Here is a 16,155-nt window from a genome sequence, read left to right as displayed (position 1 = left end):
CCCGCGGGGCATGGTGCAGATTTTTCGTCCGGGCGCCGACTCGGTCGCCCGCGTCGTGCTCGCCTCGATGGCGGTCGTGCCGGTCTTGGCCGTCGGGCTCGCCTATACCCTGTGGCGCTCACCCTACGCGACCGCGCAGAACGTCACCCGCGAGCAGCCCGTGCCCTTCAGCCACGAGCACCATGTCGGCGGCCTCGGGATCGATTGCCGCTACTGCCACACCTCGGTCGAGACCGCGGCCTTCGCCGGAATTCCCCCGACCGAGACCTGCATGAGCTGCCACTCGCAGATCTGGACCAACGCGCCGATGCTCGCCCCGGTCCGCACCAGCCTCGCGGAGGAACGGCCCCTCGTCTGGCGCCGGGTGCACACCCTGCCGGCCTATGTCTACTTCAACCACTCCGTGCACGGAGCCAAGGGCGTCGGCTGCACCACCTGCCACGGGCCGATCCAGACGATGAAGCTCGTCTATCAGGCCGCGCCGCTCACCATGGGCTGGTGCCTCGATTGCCACCGCGACCCGGCTCCGCACCTGCGCCCGCACGAGGCGGTGTTCGACGTCGGCTGGCAGGCGCCCGCAGACCAGGAGAGGGTGGGCCGGCGCCTCGCGGAGGAACGCCACATCCGCTCGCCCGAGCGGCTCAGCGAGTGCTCGATATGCCACCGCTGAGCTCCCCCTCCCGCCGCGAGGCGCTCCGCCTCCTCGGCTCCGGCCTGACGCTGGCCCTCGGCGCCTGCGCCAAGCCCTCCGAGGAGATCGTTCCCTACGTCCGCGCTCCGGAGGAGCTCCTGCCGGGCGTGCCCCTGCGCTACGCGACGACGCTGCCCCTGAGCGGCTGGGGCCGGGGCGTGCAGGCCATCGCCGTCGACGGGCGGCCGATCAAGATCGAGGGCAACCCGCTCCATCCGGCAAGCCGCGGCGCGACGGACGTGTTCGCCGAGGCCGCGATCCTCGACCTCTACGATCCGGACCGCTCCCGAACCGTCACCGAGCGGGTGAACGGCATCGCCTCCTGGGAGATGTTCGTGCGGGCCTGGCGCGCCCCGCTCGCGAAGGTCCGGGGGCAGGGCGGGCGCGGCCTCCATCTGCTGACCGGCCGCGTCACCTCGCCGACCCTGGCGCGCCAGATCGCGGGCCTGCGCGCCGCGCTGCCGGAGGCGGTCTGGCACGTCCACGAGCCGGTCGATGAGGCGTCCGCCGCCCGCGGCGCGAACCTCGCCTTCGGGCGCCCGCTCCGGGCGCTGCCGCATCTCGACCGCGCCGAGGCCATCCTCTGCGTCGGCGCCGACCCGCTCGGGCCGGGACCCGACCAGATCCGGTTCGCCGCGGCCTTTGCCGAGCGCCGCCGCGACCCCGCCCGGTTCGGCCGGCTCTACGTCGCGGAGGCCGCCCCGACGCTCACCGGCATCAAGGCCGACCATCGCCGGGCCCTCCACCCGCGCGACTGGGCGGGCCTCCTCGTCCAGGTGGCGAACGGCCTCGGCGCCGGCCTGCCCGCGCCGGGTCTCGGCGCGGAGGCGCTCCGCTTCGCCGAGGCGGCCGCCGCGGACCTCAAGGCCCATCCGGGCCGCGCCCTGGTGCTGGCGGGTCCCGCCCTGCCGCCCGAGCTTCACGCCCTCGCGCACTGGATCAACGGGCGCCTGAGGGCGCCGGTCGATCTCATCGCCCCGCCGGACGGGGCCGACGCGCCGCCCTCGGACCTCGCGGGCCTCTGTGCGGCCCTGGATGCCGGCACGGTCGAGGCCCTCGTCATCCTCGACGCCAACCCGGTGCTCACCGCGCCGGCCGATCTGGAGATCGGGCGGCGGCTCGAACGGGCACGCTTCAGCGTCCATGCGGGCCTGCACGGCGACGAGACGGCGGGGGCCACGCACTGGCACCTGCCTCTCACCCACGCCCTCGAGAGCTGGTCGGACCTGCGCGCCACCGACGGCACGGCGAGCCTCGTCCAGCCGCTGGTCCGGCCGCTCTACGGCGGGCGCTCCGTGCACGAGGTGCTGGCGCTCCTCGGCGGCGAGGAGGCCGCCTCGGGCCACGACCTCGTGCGACAAACCTGGCGGGCGGCCTGGCGGGCGGCCTCGGGGGAGGGCGGGGATTTCGAGACCCGCTGGCGCCGCTGCCTGCACGACGGGATCGTGGCCGGCACCGCGGCTTTCCCGGCTGCGGCGCCCGAGCCGCGCCTTCCCGACCTGCCGGCGGGACCGGCCGCGGGCTTCGCGGTCGAGATCCGTCCGGACCCATGTCTCTGGGACGGGCGCCTCGCCAACACTGCGTGGCTTCAGGAATGCCCGAAGCCGGTCTCGAAGCAGGTCTGGGGCAACGCGCTGGCGCTCTCGCGGGGGGAGGCGGCCCGGCGCGGCGTGAGCGCCGGCGACGTGGTCCGCCTCTCCGCGGGCGGCCGCGCGGTCGAGGTGACGGTCGCGATCGAATCCGGCGTCGCGGAGGGTGTCGGCGCCCTCACCCTCGGCTACGGCCGGGAGCGCGCGGGCGCCATCGGCGACGGGATCGGCGCGAACGCCTACCCCCTCGTCTCGGCGGCCTCTCCCTGGCTCGCGACAGGCGTCGAGATGGTCCCGGCCGGGCGGCGGGCGGAGGTGCTGCGCACCCAGAACGACGTCCGGATCGAGGGCGAGACGCGCAAGCTCTTCCGGCAGATCGACCTCGCCGAGCTGGCGCGGGCCGAGCCGAAGGGGATCGGCGCCGACCAGCCGAGCCTGCTCGCCCCCTGGCAGGGGGACGCGGACGGGCATGCCTGGGGCATGGTGATCGACACGGCGGCCTGCATCGGCTGCAATGCCTGCGTGGTGGCCTGCCAGTCCGAGAACAACGTGCCGGTGGTGGGTCCCGAGGAGATCGCCCGCGGCCGCATGATGCACTGGCTGCGGGTCGACCTCTACGATTCCGGCACCCCGGAGGCGCCGAGGGCGGGCTTCCAGCCCGTGCCCTGCATGCATTGCGAGCACGCCCCCTGCGAGCCCGTCTGCCCCGTCGCCGCCTCGGTGCATGACGGCGAGGGTCTGAACCTCCAAGTCTACAACCGGTGCGTCGGGACCCGCTTCTGCCAGGCGAATTGTCCCTACAAGGTCCGCCGCTTCAACTTCTTCGGCTACGCCGACGGCCAGGAATACGCCCATCTCGGCGCCGAGCCGGTGCGGGCGCAACGCAACCCCAACGTCACGGTGCGCGCCCGCGGCGTCATGGAGAAATGCACCTACTGCGTGCAGCGGATCGCGACGGAGCGGCAGGCGGCCGAGCGCGACGGCCGGCCGATGGGCGCGGTCTCGACCGCCTGCCAATCCGCCTGCCCGACGCGGGCGATCCGCTTCGGCGACCTCAACCGGGCCGACGACGGGGTCGCCGCGCTCCGCCGGGATCCCCGCCACTACGCGCTCCTGGAGGAACTCAACACGCGGCCCCGCACCACCTACCTCGCCGACCTGCGCGCGCCGAACCCGGACCTCGCGGAGGACCGCTCGTGAGCGCCCGGCCGCACGCGCAGGCGCATGCCTGGATCGACGCCGACCGCCTCGGCTACGGCGCGATCACGGCGGCGGTCGCCGACCCGATCCAGAAGCGCGGCCCCGGCCGGGCCTGGATGATCGCGATCATCGTCGCCCTGCCTCTGGCGGTGATCACCTTGATCGCGATCGGCGCGGTGCTCACGGTCGGGATCGGCCTGTCGGGGGTCAACACCACCGTCGTCTGGGGCGTCTCGATCGCCAACTACGTCTGGTGGATCGGCATCGGCAACGCCGGCACGCTGATCTCCTCGATGCTGCTCCTGACCCGCCAGCGCTGGCGCGCCTCGATCAACCGCTTCGCCGAGGCGATGACCCTGCTCGCGGCCGCGATCGCCGGCCTGTTCCCGATCATCCATCTCGGCCGGCCGCTCTACGCCTACTGGCTCGCCCCCTACCCGAACACGATGGACCTCTGGCCGCAATGGCGTTCGGCCCTCGTCTGGGATTTCTGGGCGATCCTCAGCTACCTCCTGTTCTCGGGGATCTTCTGGTTCACCGGCCTCCTGCCCGACCTCGCCACCCTGCGCGACCGGGCCGAGACGCAGGCAGGCCGGATGGTCTACGGGGCGCTGGCGCTCGGCTGGCGCAACTCCGCCCGGCACTGGCAGGTCTTCGAGACCTTCCACAAGACCATGGCGGCGCTCGCCGTGCCGCTCGTCTGCTCGGTCCACTCGATCGTCGGCCTCGACTTCGCCGCGAGCCTGATGCCCGGCTGGCAGGAGAGCCTGTTCCCGCCCTATTTCGTCGTGGGCGCCATGTATTCGGGCTTCGCCATGGTGGTGGTGCTCGCGATCATCATCCGCTGGGGCCTCGACCTTCGGGCGATGATCACGCCCGCGCATTTCGACGCGATGGCGAAGGTGATGCTCTTTGCCAGCATCGTGATGACCTTCTCCTACGCCACCGAGTGGTTCATGGCGTGGTACGGCGGCGAGCACGCCGATCGCACGGTCGTCGGCTATTTCTTCACGGGCGATTACCGCTGGCTCTACGCGGCTCTTCTGGCCTGCAACTGCCTCGTGCCGCAGGCGCTCTGGTTCCGGTCGGTGCGGGGTAACCTGTGGCTGCTCGCGGCCATCGCGATCCTGATCAATGTCGGGATGTGGCTGGAGCGCATCCTGATCGTCTGGAACACGCTCTCGCACGGCTACGCGATCAGCCTGTGGCGGACCTACCACGTCAGCCTCTACGACCTCGTCATCCTGTTCGGGCCGCTCGGCCTGTTCGGGCTCGGCTTCCTGGTGCTGGCGCGCCTCCTGCCCATCGTCTCGATGCACGAGGTCCGTCAGGTCAGCCATGCGGAGGGCGCCACATGAGCCGGCCCCTGCTCGCCGAATTCGAGACGCCGGAGGCGCTGGTCCGCGCCCTGCGGCTCGCCCGCGCCGACGGGCACCGGGCCATCGACGCCTTCACGCCCTTCGCGATCGAGGAACTCTCGGCCGCCTTCGACCCGCCCCGCCTGCCGGTGCGGCCGATCATGGCCCTCGCCGGTTTCGGGTCGGCGGCCGCGATGTACGCCCTGCAATGGTACAGCGCGGTCCACGCCTACCCGCTGAACTCGGGCGGGCGCCCGCTCCATTCCTGGCCGGTCTTCCTGCTGGTGCCCTTCGAGGTGGGCGTGCTCTGCGCCGCGATCGCGGGATTGGCCGCGATGCTCCGGGCCTGCGGCCTGCCGCGCCTCCATCACCCGCTCTTCGCCATGCCCCGCTTCGAGCGCGCCAGCCAGGACCGCTTCTTTCTCCTCGTCGCCCCGCACGGCGAACCGGACCCGCTGCGCCGGACCCTGGAGGAGGCGGGCGCGCGCCTCGTGTCGGAGGTGCACGCATGAGGGCGCCCGCTCCCCCGATACGCCTCGCCCTCGCGGCCGGCCTCGCCCTCGGCCTCGCCGCCTGCGACGACCTCTCGATGCGCCAGCAGAAGCGCTACGAGGTCTACGGCCGGGCCGCGCTCTTCCCCGACGGCGCCGAGGCTCGCACCCCCCCCGACGGCGCGGTCGCGATCGGCGCGCTCGACCGGGAGGCGGCGCTTCGCGATCCACCCGCCGTCGATGCCGCCCTGCTGCAGCGGGGCCGGCAGCGCTACGAGGCGATCTGCACGCCCTGCCACGGGCTGACGGGCCACGGCGACGGCATGATCGTGCGGCGGGGCTTCCCGGCGCCCCCCTCCTTCCAAGAGGAGCGCCTGCGCGCCGCGCCTGCCCGCTACGTCGTCGACGTCATCACCAGGGGCTACGGCGTGATGTATCCCTACGCCGCCCGCGTCGCGCCGCGCGACCGCTGGGCCATCGCCGCCTATATCCGTGCGCTCCAGCTCGCACAGGGCGCCCGCGTCGCCGAGATCCCGGGCCTCGCGGAGACGCTGCCGTGACGGAGGCCCTCGCCCGCGGCTGGCTCGTCGCCTGGATCGCCTGGAGCGCGATTCCCGTCGGCAGCCTCGTGCTCGTCCTGATCCACGTCGTGACGGGCGGGCGTTGGGGCGAGATCCTGGCCCCCGCCCTGCGGCCCGCGATCGCTGTGGTGCCACTCGCGGCCCTCGCCTTCCTCGGCGTGGCCTCGGGCCTGCCCGCGGACTACCCCTGGGCGACGGGGGAGGGGGCGGCGAAGGCCGACGTGATGCGGCTCTACCTCGACCCGGCCCTGTTCCTTCTGCGGGCGGGCGTGGCCCTCGCGGGATGGTCGCTGCTGGCCCTCCTCTGGCTGACCGGCCGCTGCGGCAAGCTCGCGGCCGGCCTCGGCCTCGCCTTCTACGGGCTGACGATCAGCTTGGTGGCCGTCGACTGGATCCTCTCCGTCGAGCCGGGCTTCAATTCCTCCGCCTTCGCGTCGGAGATCGCGCTGCACCAGATCCTCGCGGCGCTCGCCTGGGCGGCGATCCTCAGCCCGCCGGGCCTCGGCGAGCGGGGCGCATCGGACCTCGCCGGCCTCATCCTCGCGAGCCTCCTCGGCGTCCTCTACATGGCCCTGATGTCCTACATCGTGGCGTGGTACGGCGATCTGCCGCCGAAGGCCGCGTGGTACCTGAAGCGCGGGGAGGGCGCCTGGGGCGCGGTGCTCGCCGCGGCGCTCCTCATCGGCGGGCTGATCCCCTTCGGAATGCTGCTGTTCTCGGCCGTGCGGCGGAGCGCGGCGACGTTGCGCGTCGTCGGCCTCCTCGTCCTCGTGGGGCTCGCGCTGCACCTCGCCTGGTACGTCCTGCCGGCCTACGGCGCCGGCGCGGGCCTCGCGGCGGCCATGGGCCTGGCGTGCCTCGCCCTCCTGGCCATCGCCTCCGCCGCCTTCCTGCGGATGCTCCGGCGCCGCGAAGCGGGGAGGGCGCGCCATGCCTGAGGCGGCGCGGGGACAGCTCCACACCGGGGTCCACGACGACGTGGTCGGGCACGCCCCGCCCGGCACCGCGGCGCCGGGCACCATCGCCATCCGCCCGATCCTGATCACCGGCGCCTGCATCGTGGCCTTCACGGCGGCGACGCTCGGCGGCCTCCATCTCTACTACCGGACCGAGATCAAGGGTCCGCTCCAGCAGGCCCCGCGCGACTTCCCCGAGCCGCGCCTCCAGGCGAGCCCGGCGCGCGATCTCGCGCGGATGCTGGCGGAGGAGCGAGCGCGCCTCGAAGGCTACGGCTGGGTCGATCGGGGGCGGGGCATCGCCCGCATCCCGGTCAGCGAGGCGATGCGGCTCCTGGCGGAGAAGGGCGAGGCCGCCTACGCCGCGCCTGTGCAGCCCGAGGTGACGCCCGTGCCCGGCAGCCGCGGCGGCGCGCGGGCCGCGTCCGAACCGCCTGCTGGCGGAGGGGGCCGCTGATGTTCTCCTGGCTCATGCCGGAGCAGGCCTCGGTCCAGGCGCCGCGCGTCGACGCGATCTTCCTCGGGCTGACCGCGATCTCGGCCATCATCGTGCTCCTCGTCGTGGGCCTCCTCGTCACCTTCTCGATCCGCTTCCGCCGCGGCTCGAAGGCGAACCGGGACGAATTGCCGAGCCTCGTCTCGCGCGAGTTCGAGATCGGCTGGACGGTCGCGACGCTGTTCGTGTTCGTCTTCATCTTCTGGTGGGCGGCCTCGGCCGAGATCGGAGCCTTCGTCGCGCCGAAGGACGCGATCGAGGTCCACGTCGTCGCCAAGCAGTGGATGTGGAAGACCCAGAGTTCGAACGGCGCCCGCGAGATCAACGAGCTGCACGTGCCGGTCGGCGCGCCGGTGCGCCTCATCCTGACCTCGCAGGACGTGATCCACTCCTTCTACGTGCCCGCCTTCCGGCTGAAGCGAGACGCCCTGCCCGACCAGCAGACGGAGACGTGGTTCAAGGCCACCAAGACCGGCACCTTCCACCTGCTCTGCACCGAATATTGCGGCACCGACCACGCCCGCATGCTCGGCCGCATCATCGTCCTGGAACCGGAGGATTACGCCCGCTGGCTCTCGGCGCAGCCCGAGGGGGACGACCTCGCGCACCAGGGCGAGCGGCTCTTCACGGCGCGCGGCTGCGCCGGCTGCCACGCGCCGGGCTCGGCCGTGCACGCGCCCGACCTCGCGGGCATCTGGGGCCGCGAGGTGCAGCTCGCCGGCGGGCGCACCGTGACCGCCGACGGCGCCTACATCCGCGACTCGATCCTGCAGCCGAAGCGGGACGTGGTGGCCGGCTACGAGCCGATCATGCCGAGCTACGCCGGCCTCCTCTCCGACGGAGAGATCCAGGAGCTGACGGCCTATATCCGCGCCCTCGGGTCGGGGCCGCGGGCGAGCCGCAGGCTGGGCGAACCGCCCCTCTCCTCCCGGGTCCCCGGAGGCCCCGAGGAGCGCAGCCCGGCCATGGTGCCGGGCGCGCCCGTCGCCGACACGCCGACGCCGGCCGGCCCCCCGACCCGACGTTGAGCCACCCGAGACAGGACGAGAGCCAGGACGTGACCCCATGACAGCGGACGTCGCCGAGAGTCCCACCGCCCTGGCCGACCGGGGAGAGCTCGCCCTCGACCTGCCGGAGAGCTACCTCGCGGCCGGCTACACGCTCAGATCCTGGCTCACCTCCACCGACCACAAGCGGATCGCGATCCTCTACGCGATCTCGATCACGCTGTTCTTCTTCATCGGGGGTGCGGCCGCGACGATCGTGCGCCTGGAGCTGTTCACGCCGAAGGCCGACGTCGTCGGGGCCGACACCTACAACAAGCTCTTCACGCTGCACGGCGTGGTCATGGTGTGGTTCTTCCTGATCCCGTCGATCCCGACCACGCTCGGCAACTTCCTGCTGCCGCTGATGATCGGCGCGCGGGACATGGCCTTCCCCAAGCTCAACCTCGCGAGCTGGTACCTCAACATCGCCGGCGGGATCCTCACCGCATCGGCCATGCTGGCGGGCGGCATCGACACGGGCTGGACCTTCTACGTGCCCTACTCGACCGTGTTCTCGAACACGGCCGTCTCGCTGGGCGTGCTCGGCGTGTTCGTCTCGGGCTTCTCGACGATCGCCACGGGCGTCAACTTCATCGCCACGACCCACACCCTGCGGGCGCCCGGCATGACCTGGTTCAAGCTGCCGCTCTTCGTGTGGGCGATGTACACGACGAGCCTGATCTTCGTGCTCGCGACCCCGGTCCTGGCGGTGACGCTGCTTCTCGTCCTCGCCGAGCGCCTGTTCGGCCTGCCGATCTTCGATCCGGCGCGCGGCGGCGACCCGATCCTGTTCCAGCACCTGTTCTGGTTCTACTCGCACCCGGCGGTCTACATCATGATCCTGCCCGCGATGGGCGTGATCTCGGAGGTGATCACCTGCTTCGCGCGGCGGCGGATCTTCGGCTACACCTTCATGGTCTACGCGCTGGTGGCGATCGCGGTGATCGGCTTCTTCACCTGGGGCCACCACATGTTCACCTCGGGCATGTCGCCCTTCGCGGCGCTCGTCTTCTCGTTCCTGTCCTTCATCGTGGCGGTGCCGTCCGCCATCAAGGTCTTCAACTGGACCGCCACGCTCTACCGCGGCCAGATCGGCTTCGAATCGCCGATGCTCTACGCCCTTGGCTTCGTCGGCCTGTTCACGGTCGGCGGGCTGACGGGCCTGTTCCTCGCCTCGATCCCGATCGACGTCCATGTGCAGGACACCTACTTCGTCGTCGCGCATTTCCACTACATCATGGTCGGCGCCTCCGTGTCGGCCTATTTCGCCGGCCTGCATTTCTGGTGGCCGAAGGTGACGGGGCGGATGTACCCGGAGACCTGGGCGAAGTTCGCCGCGATCCTGATGTTCTTCGGCTTCAACCTGACCTTCTTCCCGCAATTCATCGCGGGCTACCTCGGCATGCCGCGGCGCTACCACGTCTACCCGCCGGAATTTCAGGTCTGGAACGTGCTCTCCTCCTCGGGCGCCGCGGTGCTCGCGGCCGCCTACCTGATGCCGCTCGGCTACCTGACCTGGTCGGTCTTCTTCGGGGAGCGGGCCCGCAACGACCCGTGGAACGCCTCGGGCCTCGAGTGGCGCACGACCTCGCCGCCACCGCGCGAGAACTTCCTCGGAAAGCCCGAGGTGCTGGCCATGCCCTACAATTACCACCCGGAGGGCGCCCCGCCGATCAAGGACCAGCCCCGCATCCCGGCGCAGGGTTCGCTGACGTGAGCGGCGCCGAGAAGCTCCTGCGCGAGCCCTGGGACGGGCTGGGCCTCTCCGATGAGCGCGCGCTCGCCCGCCAGCGCGCGGGGGCGACCTTCGGGATCTGGATCTTCCTCGCGAGCGAGGTGCTGTTCTTCGGGGCGATCTTCCTCGCCTACGCCGTGATGCGCCTGGAGCACGCGGCCGCCTTCGCCGCCGCCGGACGGGAAACCAACATCGTCTACGGCACGCTCAACAGCGCGATCCTGCTGACGAGCGCCCTCTGCGCGGCGGTCGCCTCGAAGAGCGCCGATCATCGGGATCTGAGGCGCACGACGCTCGGGTGCCTGGCTGCCACCGCGGCGCTCGGCCTCGCCTTCCTGGCGGTGAAGGGCCTCGAATACGGGGAGGATCTCGGCAAGCATCTGGTCCCCGGCGACTCCTTCCCGCTGCATGAGCCGGGCGCGCAGCTCTTCTTCGCCCTCTACTGGTTCGCCACCGGACTCCACGGCATCCATCTCTCGATCGGGATCGGGCTCCTGGCGCGGCTGCTCTGGAAGGGGTGGCGCGATCCCGAATTCCTGCCGGGAAACCCGCAGGTCGAGGTGGGCCTGCTCTACTGGGGCCTCGTCGACATCGTGTGGATCTTTCTCTTCCCTCTGCTCTACCTGCCGGGACGCTCGGGATGAGCGCGGGCGGGCCAACCTCCACCGCCCGGCTCTGGCGCAGCGCGCTGCCGGTCTGGGCCGGCCTGATCGCGCTCCTCGCGCTCAGCCTGATCGCCGCCTACGCACCGCTCGGCGCGTGGACGGTTGCGGTCAATCTCGGGCTCGCGGCGATGCAGGCCGCGCTCGTCGCCGTGCTGTTCATGCGCCTCGACGAAGCGGGGCCGCTGGTGCGCCTGACCGCGGCCGCGGGCCTGTTCTGGCTCATGATCCTGTTCACGCTCACCCTTGCCGACGTCCTGAGCCGCCTCGCCAACGCCTGACAGGATGGGCGGGACCCGCCACCACTTCGGCGCAAAGTGCTCTAGGATCGGCATCGGGGCGCCGACCGCAGGACGAACGAGGCCATGCCGTACGCAACCGGGAGCGCCGCTCCCCGATGACGCTAGCCCTCGGCCCGGCCACCCTGATCGTGGCCGCGCTGTCGCTCGCGGCGCTGCCGGGCCCAGCCCGGTCCGAACCCGCGCCCGAGCGCTTCAGCGCCACCTACGGCCTGCGCTTCCTCGGCCTGCCGGTCGGGCAGGCGACGCTCACCCTCGACAAGGGTCCCGAAGCCGGAGGCTATGGCCTCGACCTGACGGCCTCCCTCCAGGGTCTCGTCGGCTTCTTCGTCGACGGCACGGGCCGGGCGCGCGCCTCCGGACGGCTCGGGCCGGGAGGCGCCGTGCCGGCCGATTTCTCGGTCGAGAGCCAATATGCCGGCAAGCCGATCCGGGTCGCGATGCGCCTCTCGCGCGGCGCGGTGACGAGCCTGTCGCTCGAGCCGGAGCCGACACCGCGGCCGGACCGGGTCCCGCTCGCGCCGAAGGACCGGACGGGGATCGTCGATCCGCTGAGCGCGCTCGCCGTGCCCGCCGGCTCCGCGCCGCTCGATCCCGCCCTCTGCGAGCGGCGGATCCCGGTCTTCGACGGGGCCACGCGGGCCGACCTCGTCCTGTCGCCGGGTGCGCTGGCCGAGGTGACGGAGGGGCCCTATCGCGGACCCGCGCTCGAGTGCCGGGTCCGCTGGGTGCCGATCGCCGGTCACCGGGCGAACGGCCCGACCGTCCGCCGCATGGCCGAGAACGACGAGATGCGCGTGCGCCTCGCGCCGATCCCGGGCGGCGGCCTCCTCCTGCCTCTGTCGATCAGTGTCGCCACGGGCTGGGGAGAGGTGCGAATCGACGCGACGGCCTGGGGGCGGAACAAGACCGCGCGGAGCGCATCCGCGGAGGCCGGGCGGACGTCGGTCCGCGTGAGCCTGCCGCGGGTCCGGTAGGGATCAGGCCTCCACGGCCTGCCACACCCCGCGCAGGAGGGTGACGAGGTCGGGCAGGCAGCGGTCGATCTCGGCCGGCTTCTGCCAGACGGGAGCGTAGGCGTAGGAGGGCGGGATCAGCGCCTCGCCGTAGCCCGTCGTGAACACCACCGACACGTTGCGCTCCCGCAGGATGTCGGCGACGGGATAGCTCATCTCACCCCGCAGGTTGATGTCGAGAAGCGCCGCGTCGAGGGGCCGCGAGCGGGCGAGGTTCTCCGCCTCGGACAGGGTCCCCACGGGACCGATCACCTCCGCGCCGTGGGCAGAGAGCGCCCGCGCCACGTCGTCGGCCAGGAAGTACTCGTCCTCGACCACGAGCACGCGGCAGCGCGCCAGATCTCCGGAGCCGGGGGACACGGGCATCGGGCACTCCTCGGTACGCGAACCTCACAATGATAGCGTGCATTAGCCTCGGGAAGGTCGTAGCTATGTCCGCGACGACCGTCGGCAAGGGAACGAGGCGCAGCCGGCCGCGCAGGCGTGGGATGGGTCAGGTCAGGGAGGCAGCGCTGGACTCCGAGGACGCGCATCTGCGCCTGAGCCTGGACCGGGCGAATGCCAGAGCCGAGGCGGCCGAGACCCGGCTGGCCGAGGCCGAGTGGCGCTGCGCCGAACTTCAGCACCAGTTGCACAACATGCTCGCGGTGGTGCGCTCGGTGGCGCGCCGCTCGGCCGACACGAGCGAGAGCGTCGAGGATTACGCGATGCACCTCGACGGGCGTCTGAGCGCCCTCGGCCGGGTCCAAGGCGCCATGGCCGTCGATCCGCACTTGCGCCTCGATCTGCACTCCCTGGTCTCGGACGAGTTGCTCTCCTTCCACGCCAAGGAGGGGGAGCAGGTGCAGATCTCCGGTCCGCAGATCCTGTTGCAGGCGCGGGCGGCGGGCACCCTCGGCCTCGCCTTCAACGAACTCGCGACCAATACGGTGAAGTTCGGGGCGTTGATGAGCCCGGAAGGCCGTATCACCGTCTCCTGGCACCGGATCGAGGGTCCCGAGCCCCGTCTCGTCATCGACTGGACGGAGCGCGGCGGGCCGCCGGTCTCGGCCCCGGCGCGCCTGGGCTTCGGGCGGACCCTGTTCGAGCGCGTGCTGCCCTACGAGCTCAGGGCGGAATGCGCCCTCGAATTCGAGCCCCCGGGCGTGCGCTGCCGGATCGACCTGCCGCTCACCGCGCGCATAGCGGCCGAGCCGCGCGCCTGAAGCGGGCAGAGGCTGCCCGCGGCCTCCGCGAAGGCCCGGACCGGGCGGAAGCGCGTCCGTGACCTGCTTCACAGTTGGCGGTCCCTGAAACGGTTGCCCCTCTCTTCAGCCGCGGAGAACGGAGCCGTCGCGGACGGCGGCAGCTCTCGTCGGCGGCACCACGCGACACGCGATCTCGGAAAGGGTTGACCATGGCTACGATCCCCGGAACCAACAACGGCGAGAACCTCTACGGCACCGACTACGCGGACACGATCGACGCCAAGGGCGGGAACGACACCGTTCACGCCATGGGCGGCGACGACACCGTCCGTGGCGGTGCGGGCGACGACAAGCTCTACGGCGACGCCGGCAACGACAGGATCTACGGCGAGGCGGGCGACGACCGGATCGAGGGCGGGGCCGGCAACGACTGGCTCGACGACGGCGACGGCAAGGACGTGATCCACGGCGGATCCGGCAGCGACATGATCTACGGCGGCAAGGGCGCCGACGACTTCTACTTCCACAAGGGCGACACCGGCTACGCCAAGACCGCCGGCGTCGACCAGATCCACGATTTCGGGGCGACCGACAAGATCTACCTGGAGGGGAACTACAAGTACGCGGCCGACGCCGATCACCTCAAGGTCGGCGAGTACGGCATCTCGGGCAGCGGCACCGACTGGCACGTGAGCTACAACAGCGGCGACGGCGGCGTGCACGACATCCACGTCACGGGCGACAACCCGCACGGGCAGGTCGCGTTCTTCTGATCCCACCGGCCCTCCGGGGTCGCTCGTCCCGACATCTGCCGGCCGCGCCTCCTCCGGGACGCGCGGCCGCTCTCGTCCAGCCCGCCGCGCATCGCTCCGGCCGCGCGGCGGGCTGAGCCGTGTCTCGCGCCCATTTCGGGGCTCATCGGTTCAGGGCAGGCAACTCCATACTGAAGCTGTGCGCGAGAGCGGGTTTGCCGGCGCGCAGGACGCGGAAGGTGGCGGTGTAGACCCCGGGCGGGAAGCCCGCCTCCGGACGCTTGCGCCCGACGAAGACCAGCGACTGCGCTCGCGGCCGCGCGAGCGGCGCCTCCTCGCTCTGCGCGATCGGGCGGCCGTCCGGCCCGCTGAGCACGAGGCTCTGAACGTCGCCCGCATCGAGACCGATCGCGCGCACGAAGGCGACGAGAGCCGGCCCGGCCGGCCCGGCGGCCCCGACCGTTCCGCTCTCGATCACCTCCATCCGGACCGGGCCGCTGGAGAAGCCGGCATTGAGCACCGTGCCGGCCCGATAGGCGAGTCCCTCGCGCAGCGCCGGTTCCCAGAGGCTGTCCGCCGAAGGCCCCGCCGCCGGGCTGCAGCCCCCGGAGCCAGTCTCCGGCGCGAACGGATCGACCGTGCGGCCGGCGCGGCGGAGGGTGAGGTGCAGATGCGGGAACTCGCTCGCGCCCGAGAGCCCGACCCGCCCGAGGCGCTGGCCGGCCTCGACCGTGTCGCCGGGGCGAACCGTCAGGCTGCCGCGGGCGAGATGGCAGTACTGGGTCTCGTAGCCGCCGGCATGGCCGATCACGAGGCCGTTGCCGCACTCGACACCCGCGACCGCCCCAAGGCCGGTCTCCCGGACGGAGACGTCGGGCGCGTCGTCGCGGGTTCGCAGCACGCGCCCGGCTGCCGCGGCGAGCACCGTGCCGGCGGGTCCGGCCTCCTGCGCCAGCGTCGGCAGGCGGAAATCCGTGCCGTCGTGGCCGTCGTAGGTCCGGCTGCCGCAAGTGTAGTCGCGGGCGCCGGATCCGGGATCGCGGTCGACGTAATGCTGGACGAAGCAGGTGACGCCGGGCTCGCAGGCAAGCGGCAGGCGCAGCCGGAAGTCCTCGGATCGGGCCGAGGAGGGCCAGAGAGCGAGGCCGAGGACAGGCAGGACGAAGAGAGGCAGAGGGAAGGGGGGTAGGGAGGAAGGGGGAAGGGCGGTGCGCACCCGCGTCATGGCCGCCTCCGCGCGGGTTCGGCACCGGCGGCATCGTCATCGAGACGACCGGCGACGGATCAACGCGAGCGTGGCCGGGCGGTTCGGCACCGGGAGAGGAGGGGGAGGAAGCGTGCGGTTCCGGCGCGACGGGCATCGCCCGGACCCGGGCATCGGACGGGTCGTCCCGTCCGCGCTCAGTTCAGGTAGGTCTGGATCCAGGTCGGGGAGAGCAACTCGCCCTCGTCTGTCACGATCCAGGGCTCGACGCCGGGTGCGGACAAGCTCTCGGCGGCAGCGGCGATGGCATCGCGCAGGCTGCCGAAGCGCTTCGGGCGGCCCGCGGCCGGGGTCGGCGCGACGTGCCAGATCCTCAGGTCGGCGGGGCGGTCGAGGGCCTCGATCTCCATGCTGGCCTCCCGTCGTTCAGGGCCGCCCCGAGGCGGCGTTGGCGCGGCTGCGCTCGGCGAGCCGGAGGTCGAGTTCGCGCAGGATCTGAGCCTTGGCGCGGAGGGCGTGGGAGCGTCGCATGGCATCCTCCCGGAGGGTTCGACGGGTGCCCGCGCTAGCGGCGGGCGGGCTGGGTGCGGATCGCGGCGGGCCGCGGCAGCGAGGCGCGCACCGGGATCGCGATGGTGGCGTAGGTGCCGGTGCGGGGATCGAGGACGACGAGGGTCATGGGAGCCTCCTGCTGCTGTGTCCCCAGTCTCGCGCCGTTCAGGGGCGCCGACTGTGAGGCGCATCACGCAGGGCCGGCCGCCCTCTCTGCGGGGACCGAGCGTGATCCGCGTCAGGGAAGGCGGCGCCCGGAGGTCTACCAAGGACGCCTGTCCCGACTTGCCCAAGGGAGCGTCCACGATGAAGCCCCTCTCCCCCGACGTCTCCGCCGCGC

The 16,155-nt window shown here is 72.2% G+C and carries 17 protein-coding genes; 14 read left to right on the top strand and 3 right to left on the bottom strand.

Translation table 11 applies throughout. The features are described 5' to 3' along the window. Positions 1 to 10: 10 nt before the first annotated feature. From E1J50_RS16160 to E1J50_RS16105, 12 genes are all read left to right on the top strand, one after another. The gene (locus E1J50_RS16160; protein WP_132254872.1) at positions 11 to 670 is read left to right on the top strand and encodes a cytochrome c3 family protein; all 660 of its coding nucleotides are present in this window, start codon (positions 11 to 13) and stop codon (positions 668 to 670) included. Continuing rightward, the gene (locus tag E1J50_RS16155; RefSeq protein ID WP_132254871.1) at positions 658 to 3,480 is read left to right on the top strand and encodes a 4Fe-4S dicluster domain-containing protein; all 2,823 of its coding nucleotides are present in this window, start codon (positions 658 to 660) and stop codon (positions 3,478 to 3,480) included. The genes E1J50_RS16160 and E1J50_RS16155 overlap by 13 nt, the downstream gene beginning before the upstream one ends. Continuing rightward, the gene (gene nrfD, locus E1J50_RS16150; RefSeq protein ID WP_132254870.1) at positions 3,477 to 4,838 is read left to right on the top strand and encodes an NrfD/PsrC family molybdoenzyme membrane anchor subunit; all 1,362 of its coding nucleotides are present in this window, start codon (positions 3,477 to 3,479) and stop codon (positions 4,836 to 4,838) included. The genes E1J50_RS16155 and nrfD overlap by 4 nt, the downstream gene beginning before the upstream one ends. Next, positions 4,835 to 5,350, top strand: coding sequence for a DUF3341 domain-containing protein (locus E1J50_RS16145; RefSeq protein ID WP_132254869.1), 516 nt, complete (start codon positions 4,835 to 4,837; stop codon positions 5,348 to 5,350). Before nrfD ends, E1J50_RS16145 begins: the two co-directional genes overlap by 4 nt. Beyond that, positions 5,347 to 5,889 carry a c-type cytochrome gene (locus E1J50_RS16140; RefSeq protein ID WP_132254868.1) on the top strand — a complete coding sequence of 181 codons (543 nt, stop codon included), beginning with the start codon at positions 5,347 to 5,349 and terminating at the stop codon, positions 5,887 to 5,889. Before E1J50_RS16145 ends, E1J50_RS16140 begins: the two co-directional genes overlap by 4 nt. Beyond that, positions 5,886 to 6,848, top strand: coding sequence for a hypothetical protein (locus E1J50_RS16135; RefSeq protein WP_132254867.1), 963 nt, complete (start codon positions 5,886 to 5,888; stop codon positions 6,846 to 6,848). Before E1J50_RS16140 ends, E1J50_RS16135 begins: the two co-directional genes overlap by 4 nt. Then, entirely contained in the window at positions 6,841 to 7,323 is a 483-nt protein-coding gene (locus E1J50_RS16130) for a hypothetical protein (protein WP_132254866.1), read from the top strand. The genes E1J50_RS16135 and E1J50_RS16130 overlap by 8 nt, the downstream gene beginning before the upstream one ends. Further along, complete coding sequence (coxB, locus tag E1J50_RS16125) at positions 7,323 to 8,390, top strand: cytochrome c oxidase subunit II (protein ID WP_132254865.1); 1,068 nt, start codon at positions 7,323 to 7,325, stop codon at positions 8,388 to 8,390. Before E1J50_RS16130 ends, coxB begins: the two co-directional genes overlap by 1 nt. Positions 8,391 to 8,427: 37 nt before the next feature. Next, positions 8,428 to 10,125, top strand: coding sequence for a cytochrome c oxidase subunit I (ctaD, locus tag E1J50_RS16120; protein ID WP_132254864.1), 1,698 nt, complete (start codon positions 8,428 to 8,430; stop codon positions 10,123 to 10,125). Then, positions 10,122 to 10,787 carry a cytochrome c oxidase subunit 3 gene (locus tag E1J50_RS16115; protein WP_132254863.1) on the top strand — a complete coding sequence of 222 codons (666 nt, stop codon included), beginning with the start codon at positions 10,122 to 10,124 and terminating at the stop codon, positions 10,785 to 10,787. Before ctaD ends, E1J50_RS16115 begins: the two co-directional genes overlap by 4 nt. Then, on the top strand, positions 10,784 to 11,086 hold the full coding sequence (locus E1J50_RS16110) for a cytochrome C oxidase subunit IV family protein (RefSeq protein WP_132254862.1): 303 nt from the start codon (positions 10,784 to 10,786) through the stop codon (positions 11,084 to 11,086). The genes E1J50_RS16115 and E1J50_RS16110 overlap by 4 nt, the downstream gene beginning before the upstream one ends. 116 nt (positions 11,087 to 11,202) lie before the next feature. Then, a complete protein-coding gene (locus E1J50_RS16105) occupies positions 11,203 to 12,081 on the top strand; it encodes a DUF3108 domain-containing protein (RefSeq protein ID WP_132254861.1) in 879 nt (292 codons plus the stop codon). Between the two features lie 3 nt (positions 12,082 to 12,084). Here E1J50_RS16105 and E1J50_RS16100 read toward each other — a convergent pair whose 3' ends face one another. Next, a complete protein-coding gene (locus E1J50_RS16100) occupies positions 12,085 to 12,486 on the bottom strand; it encodes a response regulator (protein ID WP_132254860.1) in 402 nt (133 codons plus the stop codon). Between the two features lie 122 nt (positions 12,487 to 12,608). On the opposite strand from E1J50_RS16100, the gene E1J50_RS16095 reads away from it, so the two are divergent. Together E1J50_RS16095 and E1J50_RS16090 are read left to right on the top strand one after the other, a co-directional pair. Then, positions 12,609 to 13,325, top strand: coding sequence for a sensor histidine kinase (locus E1J50_RS16095; protein WP_165937879.1), 717 nt, complete (start codon positions 12,609 to 12,611; stop codon positions 13,323 to 13,325). Positions 13,326 to 13,516: 191 nt separating this feature from the next. Then, on the top strand, positions 13,517 to 14,080 hold the full coding sequence (locus tag E1J50_RS16090) for a calcium-binding protein (protein ID WP_132254858.1): 564 nt from the start codon (positions 13,517 to 13,519) through the stop codon (positions 14,078 to 14,080). A gap of 142 nt (positions 14,081 to 14,222) precedes the next feature. Here the strand turns inward: E1J50_RS16090 and E1J50_RS16085 are convergent, their stop codons facing one another. After that, positions 14,223 to 15,284 (bottom strand): M23 family metallopeptidase, encoded by a 1,062-nt coding sequence (locus E1J50_RS16085; protein ID WP_132254857.1) that lies wholly within the window; start codon positions 15,282 to 15,284, stop codon positions 14,223 to 14,225. Positions 15,285 to 15,460: 176 nt separating this feature from the next. Next, positions 15,461 to 15,673 (bottom strand): hypothetical protein, encoded by a 213-nt coding sequence (locus tag E1J50_RS16080; protein WP_132254856.1) that lies wholly within the window; start codon positions 15,671 to 15,673, stop codon positions 15,461 to 15,463. Positions 15,674 to 16,155 lie beyond the last annotated feature (482 nt).

The organism is Methylobacterium segetis (assembly GCF_004348265.1).
GTDB classification, from domain to species: Bacteria; Pseudomonadota; Alphaproteobacteria; order Rhizobiales; family Beijerinckiaceae; genus Methylobacterium; species Methylobacterium segetis.
The sequence above is the reverse complement of the archived record's forward strand: the minus strand, read 5'-3'. Positions and strand labels throughout refer to the sequence as shown.